Raw genomic sequence first — 15,825 nt, 5'->3', positions numbered from 1 at the left:
CCGACGGGCAGGGTGGGCCGGTGACCCGTCTCGTGTGCACCGCCTCGGTCCTCGCGCTGGGCCTGTCGCTGCTGACCCTGGCGGGCTGCGGCAGTCCGGTCCCGGCCCACACCATGGCGGCCGGAGCCAGGACCTGCCTGACGCTGCCGGTGGCACTGCCGCCGGCGCACCGCCCGACCGACTGGGCCCAGCGCCCGGCCCGCCGCCGCGCCCCGCGCCCGCGCCCGTCGCTGACCACCCCGCCCACCCACCCGGTCCGGCAGCCCGCCCCGGTGGCACCGCTGCTGCCCGCGCCGCTGCTGCCCTAGCCGGACCGGCCGTGTCAGCGATATGTCAGCGGGGCCGGGCCGCTGTCGGCGGGATGTAGGCGGCCTGTCGGCGGGGTCCGGCACCTTGGCGGTATGACGCGAATCGACAAGCACCCCGAATCCGGCCGCCCGGTGGCCGTGTCCGTGCGGGGACTGGTCAAGCACTACGGTGCGACCAAGGCCCTGGACGGCGTGGACCTGGATGTGCACGAGGGCACCGTCCTCGGGGTCCTCGGCCCGAACGGCGCCGGCAAGACCACCCTGGTGCGCTGCCTGTCCACCCTGATCACGCCGGACGCCGGCCGGGCCGTGGTGGCCGGGTACGACGTGGCGAAGCAGCCCCGGCAGCTGCGCCGGGTGATCGGCCTGACCGGCCAGTACGCCTCGGTGGACGAGAAGCTCTCCGGCCGCGAGAACCTCTACCTCATCGGCCGGCTGCTGGACCTGTCCAGCAAGGAGGCCCGCTCCCGCGCCGACGCGCTGCTGGAGCGGTTCTCCCTGACCGACGCCGCGACCCGCCCGGCCCGCACCTACTCCGGCGGCATGCGCCGCCGCCTGGACCTGGCCGCCTCGATGATCGGCCGCCCGCACGTGCTGTACCTGGACGAGCCCACCACCGGCCTGGACCCGCGCACCCGCAACGAGGTGTGGACCGAGGTCAAGGGCATGGTCCGGGACGGCGTGACGGTGCTGCTCACCACCCAGTACATGGAGGAGGCCGAGCAGTTGGCCTCCGAGCTGACCGTCATCGACCGCGGCAGGGTCGTCGCCAGCGGCGGCACCGACGAGCTCAAGGCCAGGGTCGGCGGCCGCACCCTGCGGATCCGCCCGGCCGACCCGCTGGAACTGCGCCCGCTGGCCGACGCCCTGGACGGGCTGCGCCTGACCGGCTCCGCCACCGCCGCCGTCGACGCCGAGACCGGCGAGGTGCTGGTGCCGATCGTCAGCGACGAGCAGCTGACCACCGTGGTCGGCGCGGTCACCGCGCGCGGCCTGACGATCGGCTCGATCACCACCGAACTGCCCAGCCTGGACGAAGTGTTCCTGTCCCTGACCGGCCAGAAGGCGTCCGCACCGCAGGACGTCAGGCCCGAACTTGAGGAGGTCGCGGTATGAGTGCCGCCGTTCTCACCACCCCGGCCCCCACCATCACCATCGAGGCCGACCCGAAGATCGGCCTGCGCGGCCATCTGCGCCACACCGGCGCGCTGATCCGCCGCAACCTGCTGTGGATCAAGCAGGACCCCGAGTCGATGATGGACGCGGTCCTGATGCCGGTCATCTTCACGCTGCTGTTCGTCTACGTCTTCGGCGGCTCGATCGGGCAGGCGCTCGGCGGCGGCCACGGGGCGTACGTCCAGTACGTGATCCCCGGCATGATCGCGATGATGAGCATGAACATCGCCCAGGGCGTCGGCACCGGCTTCAACGAGGACTTCAACAAGGGCATCACGGACCGCTTCCGGTCGCTGCCCATCGGCCGGGGCTCGGTCCTGGTCGCGAAGATCGCCGTGGAGCTGCTGCGGCTGCTGGTCGCCATCACCGTGGTGATGGCCATCGCGCTGCTGGTGGGCTTCCACGTCAACGGCCACTGGGGCGGTCTGCTGGCCTCGGTGGGACTGACCGCGCTGTTCGGCTCCTCCATCATGTGGATCTTCCTGGTGCTCGGCGTGACCATGAAGAACGCCCAGTCCGTGCAGGGTGTGGGCTTCCTGGTGATGATGCCGCTGCAGTTCGGCTCGTCGATCTTCGCGCCGACCGGCTCGATGCCGGGCTGGCTGGAGAACTTCACCAAGTACAACCCGATGTCCGGACTGGCCGACGCCGCCCGCGGGATGATGGCCGGCGGCCCGGTCGCCCACGGCCTGACCATGACGCTGGCCTGGAGCGTGGGTCTGACGGTGGTCATGGCGCCGATCGCGATCCGCAAGTTCACCCAGAAAAGCTGACCTGTGCGTGCAGCAGGGCGGCGGCCTCCTCCACGGTGAGGCCGCCGCCCTCGGCGTAGGCGGCCCCGTACGCCGCCTCGTCCAGCAGGGCCCGCGCCTCGGCCTCGGCCTCGGCGCGCCAGTGCCGCTCGGACGCGGACCGGACGTGAGCGTCCGGCAGCGCCGCGTCGGAGGCGCCGACGAGGTGTGCGGCGAGCACCGCGCTGCCCCGGTCGCCGCGCTGGACCAGGGCCCGGGCCGCGATCAGCAGGTGCAGCGCCCGCAGATGCGGCATCACCATCGCGGTCAGCGGGTCGTCGCCGAAGGAGAGGGCGTGCGCCGCATGTTCTAGGGCGGAGCCGGTGCGCCGGTCGACGACGTCGATCATCGCCTCCATCCCCGCGATCATGCCCTGGACGAACGGGGCGCCGTGGGTCCTGGCGTCGATCCGCAGCAGCGCCAGCTGCTCGCGCGCCTCGACGGTCCGGCCGGTCTCGCCGAGGTGGACCACCAGCAGCATCCGGGCGGCCGGCCGCGCCTCGTTGGTGGACCGCCGGGACACCTCCAGGGTCTCCCGCAGCAGCTGCTCGCCGCGCTGCCCCTCGCCCTGCGCGATCAGCACCTGGCCGAGCCGCACCTGCAGGATCGTGGCCTGGGAGTGGGCCCCCATCGCCTCGGCGACCTCCCGGGCCCGAAGGTAGTCGGCGGTGGCCTCGGCGAACCGGCCGAGCTTCTCGTGCGCCTCGCCGCGGACCGACAGCCCCTCGGCGACACCCCATTCGTCGCCGATCCGGGTGAACAGCTCGATCGCCTCGTCCGCGTCGCCGACGGCGTCCTGGGCCCATTCGCTGCGGTTGGCCAGGATGTTGGCGCGCAGCTGCAGCACCAGGGCGAGCTCCCACTCGTAGCCGAGTTCGCGGCAGGTGCGCACGGTCAGCTCGGTCAGGTCCTGCAGGCGGTCCGGACGGCCCGACATCAGCACCGCGAAGTACCAGACGTTGCCGGGCGGGCGGCAGGCCTGCGGCAGGTCGGCGCGGTAGGTGTCGATGATGGCGTTCAGCCGGGCCCGGCCCTGCTCGGACTGCCACGAGTCGGTCTCCAGGTCCATGTGGACCAGCCGGTACAGGTGCACTTGGCGCCGGGCCTCCTCCAGCAGCTCGCCGCTCAGCGGCGGCGGCACGTCGGTGCAGCGCTGCAGCAACGGCGGCGCAGGCCGCACCGGGCCGGCGAACGGGTCCGGTCCCAGCTCGCAGGTGGCCAGGACCCAGGTCCGGGCGTCGGCGTTCAGGTCGCGCATCTGCCAGAACCAGCTCAGCGAGAGGACGAGGCTGATCGCCTCCTGCTCGTCGCCGGCGTCGATGGCACGGCGCAGCGCGGTGCGCAGGTTCTCGTAGTCGCCTTCGAGCCGGGCCAAGGCGGCGCGCTGACCGCGGCCGCGCAGCAGCGGGTCGGTGGTGCGGGCGAGTTCCCGGTAGTGGGTCAGGTGCGCCCGCTCGGCCTCGGTGCGCTCGCCGCTCTCGTCCAGCCGGTCGCCTGCGTACTCGGCGACGGTCTCCAGCAGCCGGTAGCGCATGCCCGCCCCGTTGTCCTGGGGCACGGCGACCACCAGCGACTTGTCGACCAGTGAGGCCAGCAGGTCCAGTGTCTCGGGACCGCACACGGCCTCGGCGGCGGCCAGGTCGCAGCCGCCCCGGAAGACCGACAGCCACGCCAGCACGGTCCGCTCGGAGCCGTCCAGCAGGTCCCAGGACCAGTCCACGACCGCCCGCAGGGTCTGCTGCCGGGGCAGCGCGGTGCGCGCGCCCGAGGTGAGCAGCCGGAACCGGTCGTCGAGCCGGTCGGCGATCTGCCGGGGCGTCAGCATCCGCAGCCGGGCCGCGGCCAGTTCGATGGCCAGCGGCAGCCCGTCCAGGCGGCGGCAGATCTCGGCGACGGCCTCCGGGTCCAGGTCCGGGCTGAAGCCGGGGCGCACCGCGGCGCCGCGCTGACCGAACAGCAGCTGCGCGTACGGCTCCGGCAGCGGCTCCACCGGGTACAGCAACTCGCCCGGCACGCCCAGCGGTTCGCGACTGGTGGCCAGGACGGTCAGCCCCGGGCAGCGGGTCAGCAGGGTCTGGGCCAGCTCGGCGGCGGCGCCGACGACATGCTCGCAGTTGTCGAGGATGAGCAGCATCCGGCGCTCGGCGCAGTGCTCGACCAGGCGGACCAGCGGGTCCTCGCCGTGCCGGTCGGACACCGCGCGCAACTCCTCGGCGCCGGCCCCGTGCAGCACGGTCTCGCGGGCGCCGAGCGCACCGACCACGGCCTCCGGGACGGCGGACGGGTCCTTCACCGGGGCCAGTTCGGCGAACCAGACGCCGTCCGGTGCCGCCGCGGTGCCGCTGAGCGCCTCGGCGGCCTCCTGCGAGAGCCGGGTCTTGCCCGCGCCCCCGGGGCCCAGCAGGGTGACCAGCCGGAACCGGGTCAGGTCGGTGCGGATGGCGTCGATGTCGCAGCCGCGGCCGACGAAGGAGGTGATCCGGGCCCGCAGATTGCCCGCGGCGCGGGCCGCAGTGGCCGGGCCGGGGGCGGTCTCCGGCGCCGGGGCGGGCCGGAGACCGGGTCGGGTCTCGGGCTCGGCCGCGGGTTCGGGTTCGGGTTCGGGTTCGGTCGGCGACAGCAGCTCGGCGTGCAGGGCCCGCAGTTCGGGGCCCGGGTCGGTGCCGAGCTGGTCGGCGAGGGTGAGCCGTACCTGCTCGTAGCCGACCAGCGCCTCGGCCACCCGGCCCGCGTCGCGCAGGGCCCGCAGCCGCTGGGCCTGGAGCGGTTCGTCCAGCGGATGCGCGTCGCACAGGGCGGCGAGCTCGGGCAGCACCGTGCCGGTGCGGCCCAGCGCCAGCAGCGCCGCGAAGCGGGTCCGGCGCGCGTCCAGGTGCCGACTGTCCCAGCGGGCGGCCTCGGCCTGCCGGTCCGGCAGGTCGGCCAAGGCCGGTCCCTGCCACAGGGCGAGCGCGTCGTCGAGCACGTCGACGGCCTTGGCCGGGTTGCCGTCGGCCAGGGCGCGGGCGCCGTCCGCGGCGAGCCGGTCGAAGCGGAACAGGTCGACCTGGTCGGCGGCGGCAGCGAGCCGGTACCCGCCCTCGACCGAGACGACGGCGTCCTGACCGAGCGCCCGTCGCAGCCGCCCCACCAGCGCCTGGAGTGCGCCCGCGGCGTCGGCGGGCGGGTCCGCGCCCCACACCTCGTCGATCAGCACGGCGACGGGCACGGTGCGCTCCGGCCGCAGCGCGAGCACGGCGAGCAGGGCACGCAGCCGTGCCCCGCCGACCGGGACGGTCGTGCCGTCGTCGCGGAACGCCTGCGTGGTGCCGAGAATGCGGTAGCGCACGGATCCCATTGTCCCCGGTGCGCCCGGGGGCAGGTACCACCGTCCACTCCGGCCGCGTCGAGCGCCCGCGGACGCCGCTGCCAAGAAGTGTTATCGCAGCGGCGGCCGGGCGCCCTCCACAGTCATGAGCGAGAGCACACAGAGTCGACCATCTGCCGCTGATCCACACCGTCGCGCGTCGAAGCGCAGGCCGCGCCGGGCGCACCGGATGCGGTACCGGATCCCGCTGCCGGCCGCGATCGTCGCGGCGCTGGCCGTGATCGCCGCGCTGATTGCGGCCCCGTTCCTGACGGCGGGCGCCGCGACGCAGGCCGCCGCGGCCACCCCGCTGTGGTCCACACAGCTCAAGTGGGACAACAACGGCACCGCGTGGTCGCAGGCCAGCTTCGCCGCGCTCAAGGCCAAGGGCCTGACCACCGCCGCGATCGACATGCCGTGGAACACCGTCGAGCCGGCGCAGGGCACGTTCAACTACACCGAACTGGACCAGGAACTGGCCAACGCCGCCGCCGCCGGAATCCGCCTGGTGCCCATCTTCTGGTACTCCGGGTGGAGCGGCAGTCCCGCGTCCTGGGTCACCAGCCACGAGGTGTCCAACACCGGTGCGCAGAGCGCCACCCCGGCCTGGTGGGACCCCACCGACGAGCCTGCCTACCTCACCTACGTCACCAACACGGTCAAGCACATCGCCGGTGAGGCGGGATACGGCGGCAGCGTCCTGGACTACGGACGACTCGACTCGTTCTGGGACAGCACCGTCAGCGGCACCGTCGACGGCTGGGCCCAGGCCGACATCAATGAGTTCCACAACGTCTACCTGCCGCAGACCTACAGCAGCATCAGCGCGTTCAACACCGCGAACAAGACCTCGTACACCGCGTTCTCGCAGGTCCCGGCGGCCAAGGCGGGGCAGGCCCTGGCCAGTGTCTACCAGCTGTTCCGGTTGTGGAGCGTGCAGCAGGTCTACGGACAACTTGCCGCCGACGTGCGCGCGGTGACCGCGAACACCCCGCTCTACTACTACTTCGGCGGCCACGTGGGGAACTTCGCGACCTACGAGAACGCTCCGGAGGGGCTGTTCGTCCTCGCCAAGAAGTACAACGTCACCATCATCCAGGACTGTTCGGGATCCTCGGGCATCGACCTGCTCTTCGCCGGCCTCGCCCGCGCCTACGGGGTCACCGTCGCAACGGAATGGACCGCGCCGAGCGACAGCACCCAACTGGCTGCCCAGGGCGTGCAGTGGATCAGCAACTACGGCCTGATGCTGCCCGAAGGCGGCGGCACGGACTTCTTCATCCACGACGGCACCCAGAAGGACACCGTCGTCTACCCGATCTACACCGACTGGCTGCCGAACATCAAGAGCCTGTCGGGGTCCTACCCGCAACAGCCGGTCGCCGTGTACCTGGACGACTCCCTGGCCTACGGCAACACCTCCGGCGGAGCCCTGGGCGCACCGGAGGACGACATCGCCGCCGCATGGCACCAGTACCAGGGCGGCTTCAGCGTCGTCACCAGCGAGGAGGTCGCCACCGGGATCGTCAAGCTCGCGCAGTACCAGGCGATCCTGCCGATCAACGGCGTGGACGCGAACCTGACCGCCTACAAGAACGCCGGCGGCACCCTGCTGACGGCCGCCTCGCAGCTGTCCCAGCACGCCCCCGCCTACGCGACGCTGGCCAACAGCGGCATCGTGCAGGTCGTCCCGGTCGTCTCCGCCGCCAAGAACAGTGCGCAGCTCACCATCGCCGACATCAACTCCAGCACTGCCTACACCAACGCGATCACCATCAACCCGGCCGGCCTCGGTCTGGCCGCAGGCAGCTACCACCTGGTCAACGCCGCAGGCACCGTGATTCCGCAGAAGGCGGTCACCGGCGGCATCTGCGCCGCCGCCGGCCTCACGGCCGCCTCGCTGACCAAGTGGTCGGTGGTGGCCGGAGCCGTGCCGGCGGGCACCGCCACGCCCGCCAACTGCGGCGGCACCACCGCGACGTGCGGACAGCTGAACGCCAATCAGCAGCTGACCCCGGGCCAGTCGCTGGCCTCCTGCAACGGCAGCTACAGCCTGGACCTGCAGGGCGACGGCAACCTCGTGCTCTACCGCAGCGGCACCGCGCTCTGGTCCTCGGGCACGGCCAACTCGGCTGCGAGCCAGGCGATCATGCAGGGCGACGGCAACCTCGTCCTCCGCAACAGCGCCGGCACGAGCCTGTGGTCCAGCCGGACCAGCGGCAACACCGGCGCCTACCTCGCGGTCCAGAACGACGGCAACGCCGTGATCTACAGCGCGACCGGAACCGCCCTGTGGTCCACCGGAACCGCCGGGAAGTAGCGCCACCGGAGCCGGCCCGACCCCTCGCGGAGTCGGGCCGGGTCTGCGCGGCTGAGTCGACATCTCGCGCCCTGTACGCGGTGCGGCCCGGACCGCAAGAATGGCCGTGCGCCGTCCGACTCCGATGAGAGCAGGTGTGCCTCCGTGCTGCTGCGTCTGCCCACGACGTTGACCGAAGCCCTGGAGTGCGTCGCCGAGGGCGCGGTGCCCGTCGGCGGGGCGACGCTGGTGTGGGCCGAGTGGCAGCGGGACGGGTTCCCTGCACAGGCGGTGTCGCTGCGCAGTCTTCCGCAGGCCAATGTGCTCGGGCGCGAGACGGTCGGCGCAGCCGTGGTCCTGCACCGCATCGACGAGCGCGTGCCGGACGTCCTGCGACTCGCCGCCCAGCAGGTCGGGACGGGTGCGGTGCGGCGGACGGCCACGGTGGGCGGAAACCTGGTCGGCAGCGCGCTGCGCTGCCTGTTACCGGCCGCTCTCGTGCTGGACGCCCGTGCCATGGTGCTGGCGCCCGAGGGCGCCTACGAGACCGACCTCGGCACGCTCGTGGCGAAGCACCCGATGCTGCTCGGGCTGCGCTGGACCGAACCCACGGCCAGCGGCTACCGCAAGTTCGCCGGCGAGGCAGGCGGTCCGCCGCCTGCCGTCGTCGCCACCGCGGTCCACACGTCGGAGGCCGGCCCGCCGCGGCTGCGGATCGCCGTCCGTGCGGGCTACCAGGTGCACAGCGAGAGCGTGATCTGCGACGGCGGTGCGGAGCAGGTCGCGGACGCCCTCGTCCGCACGCCGATCGGCGACCTCCTCCCGCAGCCGGTCCTGGCCGCGGTCCGGGAAGAGGTCGCCGACGTCCTCAGGCGTGCGAACGCGAACTGATCGAGCGGCGGCGGCCGCAGGCGCATGTCCGGCCGCTGGTGGATGCTCAGGCGGTGCCGAGGGGGTTGAGGACGGCCATGCGCCAGCCTCCGTCCTGGCCGCGCCGGGCGACGTTGGCGGTGGTGCCGGTGGCCTTCTTCCGGTTGCCGTCGGGGGTGGTGACCTCCATGGTCCACTCCTCGGTGATGAAGGCGATGTCGTCGCCGGCGACGACACGCGAGGGACCGTTGGACAGCTGGGCGTTGCCGGCGATCGAACCTGCCGTGTAGTCGCGCAGCGCCTGACCGGTGACGCTCTCACCGGTGACGGTACGCATGACGGCACCGGGTGCGAGCAGGCTCAGAACCGCATTGAGATCCCCGGAGTTCATGGCCTTCTCGAAGGCCGGGGGGAGCTGCGCCGGGTCGGTGATGGGAGTCGACATGGTCGTTCCTTCCAGAAAATGTCGGATAGCTGAACGGGACTGATGGAGCGTCAGGCAGACCGGCGGAGGAAGCCGGCCAGTGCCGGGTTGACGCGGTCGGGGTGGGTGAGGTTCGGGGTGTGTCCGGCCCCGGTCACGGTGACCAGTTCCTGGGCAGCGGGGAGCTGTTGGGCCAGTGCCTGGCCCAACGGGTAGGGGATCGGCTGGTCCGCGTCGCCGTGGACGACCAGCGCCGGCACCGCGATCTCACCGAGCCGGTCGGTGATGTCGTCCGCGCCCATCAGCACCTGCACCGCGTCGGCGAGCCGCTCGCGCGGCTGTGCCTTCCACTTCGTCAGCCACTGATCGTGGATCACGGGCTGTCCCAGCAGCATCCCCAGCAGCACCGGGGCCACTGCCTCCGGACCCGCTGCGCGGAATCCCTCCGACACGCCGCGCATCTGCGCGAGCGCCTCCGCCGGCCAGGCGACCGATGTCGTGTCGATCAGCGCCAGAGCCTTGACCCGCTCAGGCGCCAGCAGAGCGGCCCGCATCGACAGGAAGCCACCCTGCGAATGCCCCACCAGCGCCGCCTGCTGCAGGCCCAGGTGGTCCAGCAGCCCGATCAGGTCGGCAGCGGAGTCCCAGTAGCTGTGGGACTTGCCGTCGTCCTCGGTCCGGCCGTGCAGCCGCTCGTCCCACCCGATGACCCGGAAGTCCCGCTCCAGGGCCCGGACCTGATGCACCCACATGTCACGGTCCATGAGGTTGCCGTGGCTGAGGACCACGGCCGGGCCCGCACCTCCGCTGTCCTCGAAGTAGAGGCGGGCACCGTTGACATCCGCGTACGGCATGGTTGTTTTCTCCCTTGCTCCCGGTAGCACCACGGCTTCGTGCTTCAACAATGCGCGATGCGATGCGGTGCGGGCGAGGTGCGCAGGGGACCCGCCATGGTCAAAAGTGGACTCGTCCCGGCGGGTGGGCGCTCAGCGCTCGGTGGCGCGGAATGCCCCGGGAGTGGCGCCCACCGTGCGCTCGAAGAACTTCCCGAAGTTGGTGGGCTCGGTGAAACCCAGCACGCGTCCGACGGAGGCGACCGGGAGGCCGGTGTGGACCAGCAGCCGCTTGGCCTCCAGGGCGACACGGTCGTCGATGAGATCCTTCGCGGTACGGCCCGTCGCGGCCAGGCACGCCCGGGTGAGCGTCCGCGGCGAGTAACCGAGGCGCGCGGCGTACTGGGCGGCACTGCGCCGGGTGGCGAACGCGCGTTCCAGCTCGCCGCGGAAGGCCCGGAACACCTCGCCCCCCGCCGCCGGACTCCAGGCACCGGGCTGCGGCAGCCGCGCGATGCGCAGCAGCAGCGCGGCAAGGAGCTGCCGCAGCAGTTCAACGGTGAGTTCGGCCTGCGAGGCGTCCTGCTCGTCCAGGGCGGCGTATTCCGCCGATATCTCGGCCACCGCCACCGACACGGCGCCGTACTCCAGCGCGGACAGGGAGAACGCGGCCGGGCTGAGCCCCTCGTCGATGACGGCCGCAGCGGCAGGCACCGGCGGCGGAAAGGCGGGCGTGAACACCACCAGAGTCGCATCGAGATCCGCAATGCCCCCCTGCGGGCCGGCAGGGAAACGCTGCACCTGGCCAGGACGCACATGCAGCAGAGTCCCCGGGCCGCACGGGTATCCCACAAAGTCGATCAACGCGGTGCCCTCGCCACCGGTGACCAGGGTCAGCTGGTGGAAGTCCGGACGGCTGGGCGCCCCCGCGACACTCGGCACCAGCCGCTCACGCAGCGTCGCGAAGGACATGACCTCCAGCCCCAGCCGGGGCTGATCCGGATTGTCATAGCTGACATCGACAACGTCCGGGCTTCCAGAACCAGCCATCCACCCATGATCGCAGCTGTCTGCGCCCTGTTCGGAGACACCGGTCCGGCGGGTCGGGCCCCTTCCGACTGCGGTGAGTCCTTCCGCGGCGAAGATCGCGCGGGCCTGCGCGAGATAGCCGAGTTCATCATCGCCCCGCTCGGCACCGCGGCCCTGGCCGCCGGACTGGAGACGGGCGCAGCCGAGGAGCCCTCCCCCCGGCACCGCGTTCTGGACCTGCCGCCTGGGCGAGATGGCGCCGATCTTCGAACGTGCCCGGGCCCGGGGCGAGTTGCCCAAGGACTACGACGAAGCGCCGACAGCGCGCGGCGACTGACGTGCGACGACTGACGCGCGGCGCCCAGCAGAGACCGTCTGCGGGACCAGGTGGCCGGTCCGCGGGCCGCCGGCAACGCGCCGGGTCAGGCCGGGTCGGCCACGCGTGCCCCGGGGCGGTTGCCGGCGGCGAAGCCGGCCAGCATCAGGGTCAGCCAGCGCTCGCGCGCGGCGGGCGGCGCGTCGGCCGGGGCGGTGTGCAGCAGCAGGAAGACGTCCTCGATCGTGATGTCGGGGTGCATGTCCCCGTCGGCCTGGGCACGGGCGACCAGGTTGCGTCCGGCGTCGGTGGCGCGCTGGAGACGGTCACCGGTGAAGCGGTACTCCTGCGCCATCCGGTCGGCGGCGGCGCGGATCGCACGGTCGCGCGAGGCGTGCTCGACATAGCGGCCTGCCAGTGCCCGGAACTCGGCCATGGCCCCGGCCTCACCGCGTTCCACACGAACCCAGGCGTCCTCCGTCAGCTGCGCCAGTTCATCGACCGCGCCGCTGAGCACGGCGTCGATCAGCGCTGCCTTGTCCGGGAAGTGCCGGTACAGCGTGCCTGCGGCTACCCCTGCGGCCTCGGCGATGGCGTCGGTGGGGACCTCGGCTCCGTACTGGGTGATCAGGTCCCGGGCGCTGTCGAGGATCTTCTTGCGGTTGCGCAGCGCGTCCGCGCGCAGCGGCCTGTCCTGCATCGTCCCTGCTTCCCGTCCCGGTGGTGTTCCTCGGTCCATCATGCCGTTTGCCAAAACCTGAGCGCTCGCTCATCATAAAAGTGGGCGCACGCTCACCATAGCTGCCCGCGCTCCCACCGCCTCGCCGTGAGGCGCACGCACGCAGAGGAAGAGACCGGAACCATGCAGCTCACCGTCCTCGGGGCCACCGGCCCCACCGGCCAGCAGGTCGTCCAGCAGGCCCTGGCCGCAGGCCACCGCATCACCGCCCTGGTCCGCGACCCAGCCCGACTGCCCCAGCGCGACGACGACCGGGTCACCGTCGTCGTCGGCGACGCCACCTCCCGCACGGACGTCGAGAAGGCGCTGCACGGCAGCGACGCCCTGATCTCGGCCCTGGGCCCCGGCAAGGACTTCAAGTCCACCCTCGCCACCCAGTCCACCGGCCCCGTCCTCGAAGCGGCAGCCACCGCGGGCGTGCAGCGCCTGGTCTGGCTCTCCGCCCTCGGCGCGGGCACAAGCGGCCAGCGCCAGTCCCGCATCCAGGCCAGCGCCTCCAAGCTGCTCATGAGCAAGCTCATGGCCGACAAGGGCACCGCCGACGACACCATCGCCCGCAGCGACCTCGCCTGGACCATCGCCCTGCCCGTCATGCTCGGCAACGGCTCCGCCACCGGCACGTACAAGGCCCTCCCGCTGGACAGCGGCACCACTCGCAACGGCGGAAAGCTCAGCCGCGCCGACCTCGCCGACGCCCTCCTCGCTGCCGCCACCACGAACAAGTGGACCCGCCAGCGCATCATCCTCACCCACTGACCCCCGTCGGGCGGGTGCCCACCGACGGACTCAGCACCCGCCCGACCAAGCGAGTCGCGCAGTCGGGTGCGATCGGGCCGGCGGCCTATGTCCAGGACGAGGATCCGCGGCGGATCTGGGAGGCGCTGTCCGAGTCCTTCAACATCACGGGCCTTTCCGAGCTGGATGTTCCAGCCCGCGAGGTCTGTGCGGGCGCACATACCGATGGTGACCTCGGTGCTCGACCGCTGGTGGCGCGAGCAGATGCAGGCGCTCGACGAGCTGGACACGGCGGCGACCCTGTACTTGCTCTCCGGCGGTGACTGGACGGCGCGGTACCGGCAGCGGGCCGCCGATCTGGTCGGTGCGCTCCGGGACCAGTTCGTACAAGAGTCCGTCAGCTACCTGTTTAACCTGGGACGTGCAGGTCGAGAGCGAGCAATAGCTACCGAGCAGGGGGTCCGCGGGATGGGTGGAGTAGTAACGGCCGTCAGCAGCAACGGTGAGTATTCGTTCACCAAGCCCAATCGGACCAGCATCACTTTGCTCGCCGGGCTCGGTGTGGAGGGGGACGTGCACGCCGGTGTCACCGTCAAGCACCGCTCGCGCGTCGCGCGGGACCCCACCCAGCCGAACCTGCGCCAGGTCCACCTCATTCATGAGGAACTCTTCACCGAAGTCGGCGGAGAGGGATTCGAGGTGACGCCCGGCGATCTCGGCGAGAACATCACGACCAGTGGCATCGACCTGCTTGCTCTGCCCGTCGGGACTTTGCTGCGCTTCGGTGGCGAGGCGATCGTGGAGGTCACCGGCCTGCGCAATCCCTGCCTGCAGATCGACAACTTCCAGGACGGGCTGCTGAAGAAGGTCATCGGCCGTGACGAGGCCGGGGCCATCGTGCGCAAGGCCGGCATCATGAGCGTCGTCCAAGTGGGCGGCGTGGTGCGTCCTGGCGACGCGATCACTGTGGAACTCCCGGAGGGGCCGCATCGGCCCCTGGACCGAGTCTGACCTCTGACCGGCGGGCCGTGACGCGATCAGCGAAGCCCGACAGGTGCCGGCCGCACGCGGGTTCGCGGTGCGGGATCGGCCGGGCATCCGGCTGCGCACGTTGGCGGACGCCGGTCGATGCACTGGGTCTGGGGGTGATCGCGCGGTCAGCCGCTGCTGGCCAGGCCGTCGAACATCACGGTCAGCATCCTCTCAAGGGTGCCCGCAGCGCCGACGGAGGCGAGGGCAAGGCCCGAGGCCATGCGCAGGACGTCGTTGGTGGACACGTCCGCCCGCACCGCACCGTCGGCCTGGGCGGCGGTGACCAGCTGGTCGGCGGCATCGTTGAAGCGTTGCTTGCTCTCGGAGAAGAGCTCGGGGGCGCGCGTCAATGCACTGCTGAGTGCCGCTGTCAGTCCGGGCTGCTGCTGGGCGGGGATCAGCGCCTCGCGCACCCAGCGCTCCAGAGCCACTGCGGGGGTGTACTGCCCGGCTAGGTCCAGGGCCTGCTCGGTGAGGCGGGCGACGTCGTCGCGGTAGACGGCTTCGACCAGGGGTTCGCGGCTGGGGAAGTGGCGGTACAGCGTGGCGTTGCCCACCCCGGCGCGCCGGGCGATGACGTCCAACGGGACGTCAGGTCCAAGCTCGGCGACGACGGCGCTGTGGCCCCCTTGGAATGGGAGGCGAAAAGCCGGCCAGACCTGGTCGTTCTGGAGAACCTCGGAGAGGGCGTCCGTGTCGGCGCCGTCGTCACCGAACCACTCGGGTGCTGGCCGGGTCTCACCCGCGGTGAATCGACACATGGCCAGCAGATGATTGGACCAGAACCCGGCACGCTCAAGCAGCCACTCGCCCGCGACCAGCGGCCCGTAGTCGTAACCCTTGATCAGCACGGAACAGAGTGTCTCAGGCCTCACCGATATGTCTCCGCCGCTGGCCCGTCGGGAGTAGCGGGACAGCCCTTAGAGCTCGTAACACGATCACGTGGTGGCCTTCTTGAGGCGTCGCCAGCAGATGAGTGTGCAGCCCAGCGAGATGAAGGCGGTGTGGAGGTCGAGGCGTCGTTCCCAGCGGACAGCGAGTCGCTTGAACTGGCGGAGCAGGGCGAAGGTCTGCTCGACGGCGTAGCGGAGTTTGCCCAGGCCGTGGATGTTGGGGTGGCCGCGTCGGGAGATGACGGGCAAGATGCCGCGTTTCCGCAGTTCACGGCGGTTGGGTTCGCTGTCGTAGGCCTTGTCGCCGAGCAGGGCTTCGGGGCGCTTGCGGGGATGGCCGACGCGGCCGGCGACCGGCGGGATGGCGTCGACCAGGGCCAGGGTCTGGGTGACGTCGTTGACGTTGGCCGCAGTGGTGATGACCTTGAGCGGTGTGCCGTTGCCGTCGCAGATCAGGTGGTGCTTGCTGCCGCTCTTGCGGCGGTCGACAGGCGACGGGCCCGTCGCGGCACCCCCTTTTTCGCGCGCAGGTGGGAGGCGTCCACGCACGCGCGGCTCCAGTCCAGTTCACCGGCCGCGTTCAGCTCCGACAGCAGTATCCGGTGCAGCTGGTCGAAGACGCCCGCCTCCTGCCAGCGCTCCAGACGCCGCCAGCAGGTCTGCCCGGAGCCGAAGCCCAGCTCCAGGGGCAGCTGCTGCCACGGGATCCCCGTGTAGAGCACGAACAGCACCCCCTGCAGACACAACCGGTCCGACATCGGCCGCGGGCCCGGAGAACGCCCGGCCACGGTGGCAGCACCGGCTCGACTACTGCCCACAACTCATCGTCCACGACCCACGGCTTGACGCTCACACCATCACGAACGGCTCAATCGTCGTACTGGATACGGCTGACCTGCACCACCCCGCAAGATCGTGTTACGAGCTCGAAGCATCCCAAGCAGCGCCCCGTGAGGAAACGCCGCTTGGCGGAGCTGGTTGGTATCGAGGATGATGAAGGAACGACCCTTCTGGATAGTCTCGCTGGCACCCAC

Annotated in this window: 13 protein-coding genes and 1 pseudogene; 7 read left to right on the top strand and 7 right to left on the bottom strand. The window is 71.6% G+C overall.

Annotated elements, in window-relative coordinates:
- Nucleotides 1-20: 20 nt before the first annotated feature.
- The 3 genes from IF29_RS0117205 (at nt 21) to IF29_RS0117195 (ending at nt 2,257) form a co-directional block, all read left to right on the top strand.
- Entirely contained in the window at nt 21-308 is a 288-nt protein-coding gene (locus IF29_RS0117205) for a hypothetical protein (protein WP_157623796.1), read from the top strand.
- A gap of 93 nt (nt 309-401) precedes the next feature.
- A complete protein-coding gene (locus IF29_RS0117200) occupies nt 402-1,424 on the top strand; it encodes an ATP-binding cassette domain-containing protein (RefSeq protein ID WP_030255386.1) in 1,023 nt (340 codons plus the stop codon).
- The gene (locus IF29_RS0117195; RefSeq protein ID WP_030255384.1) at nt 1,421-2,257 is read left to right on the top strand and encodes an ABC transporter permease; all 837 of its coding nucleotides are present in this window, start codon (nt 1,421-1,423) and stop codon (nt 2,255-2,257) included. The genes IF29_RS0117200 and IF29_RS0117195 overlap by 4 nt, the downstream gene beginning before the upstream one ends.
- Here IF29_RS0117195 and IF29_RS0117190 read toward each other — a convergent pair.
- Nucleotides 2,241-5,612 (bottom strand): AfsR/SARP family transcriptional regulator, encoded by a 3,372-nt coding sequence (locus IF29_RS0117190; protein ID WP_030255382.1) that lies wholly within the window; start codon nt 5,610-5,612, stop codon nt 2,241-2,243. The two genes, IF29_RS0117195 and IF29_RS0117190, sit on opposite strands and share 17 nt — an antisense overlap.
- A 199-nt stretch (nt 5,613-5,811) precedes the next feature.
- Here IF29_RS0117190 and IF29_RS43650 point away from each other — a divergent pair, with 199 nt between their 5' ends.
- Nucleotides 5,812-7,941, top strand: a complete 2,130-nt coding sequence (locus IF29_RS43650; protein WP_051725424.1) for a beta-galactosidase — start codon at nt 5,812-5,814, stop codon at nt 7,939-7,941.
- A 144-nt stretch (nt 7,942-8,085) separates the two neighbouring features.
- Nucleotides 8,086-8,811: an FAD binding domain-containing protein gene (locus tag IF29_RS0117180; RefSeq protein ID WP_030255378.1), complete on the top strand. Its 726-nt coding sequence runs from the start codon at nt 8,086-8,088 to the stop codon at nt 8,809-8,811.
- 46 nt (nt 8,812-8,857) lie between these two features.
- On the opposite strand, the gene IF29_RS0117175 is transcribed toward IF29_RS0117180, so the two are convergent.
- The 4 genes from IF29_RS0117175 to IF29_RS0117160 all read right to left on the bottom strand — a co-directional run bounded on the left by IF29_RS0117175 (nt 8,858) and on the right by IF29_RS0117160 (nt 12,092).
- Nucleotides 8,858-9,235: a YybH family protein gene (locus IF29_RS0117175; RefSeq protein WP_030255376.1), complete on the bottom strand. Its 378-nt coding sequence runs from the start codon at nt 9,233-9,235 to the stop codon at nt 8,858-8,860.
- Between the two features lie 50 nt (nt 9,236-9,285).
- Nucleotides 9,286-10,068, bottom strand: coding sequence for an alpha/beta fold hydrolase (locus IF29_RS0117170; RefSeq protein ID WP_030255373.1), 783 nt, complete (start codon nt 10,066-10,068; stop codon nt 9,286-9,288).
- A gap of 132 nt (nt 10,069-10,200) precedes the next feature.
- The gene (locus tag IF29_RS0117165) at nt 10,201-11,376 is read right to left on the bottom strand and encodes an AraC family transcriptional regulator (RefSeq protein WP_157623794.1); all 1,176 of its coding nucleotides are present in this window, start codon (nt 11,374-11,376) and stop codon (nt 10,201-10,203) included.
- Between the two features lie 122 nt (nt 11,377-11,498).
- Nucleotides 11,499-12,092, bottom strand: coding sequence for a TetR/AcrR family transcriptional regulator (locus tag IF29_RS0117160; protein ID WP_051725423.1), 594 nt, complete (start codon nt 12,090-12,092; stop codon nt 11,499-11,501).
- Nucleotides 12,093-12,254: 162 nt separating this feature from the next.
- On the opposite strand from IF29_RS0117160, the gene IF29_RS0117155 reads away from it, so the two are divergent.
- Together IF29_RS0117155 and IF29_RS0117150 are read left to right on the top strand one after the other, a co-directional pair.
- Complete coding sequence (locus IF29_RS0117155) at nt 12,255-12,887, top strand: NAD(P)-dependent oxidoreductase (RefSeq protein WP_030255365.1); 633 nt, start codon at nt 12,255-12,257, stop codon at nt 12,885-12,887.
- A 447-nt stretch (nt 12,888-13,334) separates the two neighbouring features.
- A complete protein-coding gene (locus IF29_RS0117150) occupies nt 13,335-13,877 on the top strand; it encodes an MOSC domain-containing protein (protein ID WP_030255362.1) in 543 nt (180 codons plus the stop codon).
- 146 nt (nt 13,878-14,023) lie between these two features.
- Here IF29_RS0117150 and IF29_RS0117145 read toward each other — a convergent pair whose 3' ends face one another.
- Complete coding sequence (locus IF29_RS0117145; RefSeq protein ID WP_051725422.1) at nt 14,024-14,749, bottom strand: TetR/AcrR family transcriptional regulator; 726 nt, start codon at nt 14,747-14,749, stop codon at nt 14,024-14,026.
- Between the two features lie 87 nt (nt 14,750-14,836).
- Nucleotides 14,837-15,644, bottom strand: a pseudogene (locus tag IF29_RS45000) (IS5 family transposase).
- Between the last annotated feature and the right edge of the window lie 181 nt (nt 15,645-15,825).

It is taken from the genome of Streptacidiphilus jeojiense, from assembly GCF_000719095.1.
In the GTDB taxonomy this organism is placed as follows: Bacteria; Actinomycetota; Actinomycetes; order Streptomycetales; family Streptomycetaceae; genus Streptacidiphilus; species Streptacidiphilus jeojiensis.
Note: the sequence above shows the minus strand (reverse complement) of the source record. Positions and strands in the feature narration are given on the sequence as shown.

What these genes read in the sequence shown, in the direction of transcription:
- IF29_RS0117170 (WP_030255373.1), bottom strand. Translation starts at nt 10,068, where the DNA reads ATGCCGTACGCGGATGTCAACGGTGCCCGCCTCTACTTCGAGGACAGC.
- IF29_RS0117195 (WP_030255384.1), top strand. Translation starts at nt 1,421, where the DNA reads ATGAGTGCCGCCGTTCTCACCACCCCGGCCCCCACCATCACCATCGAG.
- IF29_RS43650 (WP_051725424.1), top strand. Translation starts at nt 5,812, where the DNA reads ATGCGGTACCGGATCCCGCTGCCGGCCGCGATCGTCGCGGCGCTGGCC.
- IF29_RS0117200 (WP_030255386.1), top strand. Translation starts at nt 402, where the DNA reads ATGACGCGAATCGACAAGCACCCCGAATCCGGCCGCCCGGTGGCCGTG.
- IF29_RS0117175 (WP_030255376.1), bottom strand. Translation starts at nt 9,235, where the DNA reads ATGTCGACTCCCATCACCGACCCGGCGCAGCTCCCCCCGGCCTTCGAG.
- IF29_RS0117190 (WP_030255382.1), bottom strand. Translation starts at nt 5,612, where the DNA reads ATGGGATCCGTGCGCTACCGCATTCTCGGCACCACGCAGGCGTTCCGC.
- IF29_RS0117150 (WP_030255362.1), top strand. Translation starts at nt 13,335, where the DNA reads ATGGGTGGAGTAGTAACGGCCGTCAGCAGCAACGGTGAGTATTCGTTC.
- IF29_RS0117160 (WP_051725423.1), bottom strand. Translation starts at nt 12,092, where the DNA reads ATGCAGGACAGGCCGCTGCGCGCGGACGCGCTGCGCAACCGCAAGAAG.
- IF29_RS0117155 (WP_030255365.1), top strand. Translation starts at nt 12,255, where the DNA reads ATGCAGCTCACCGTCCTCGGGGCCACCGGCCCCACCGGCCAGCAGGTC.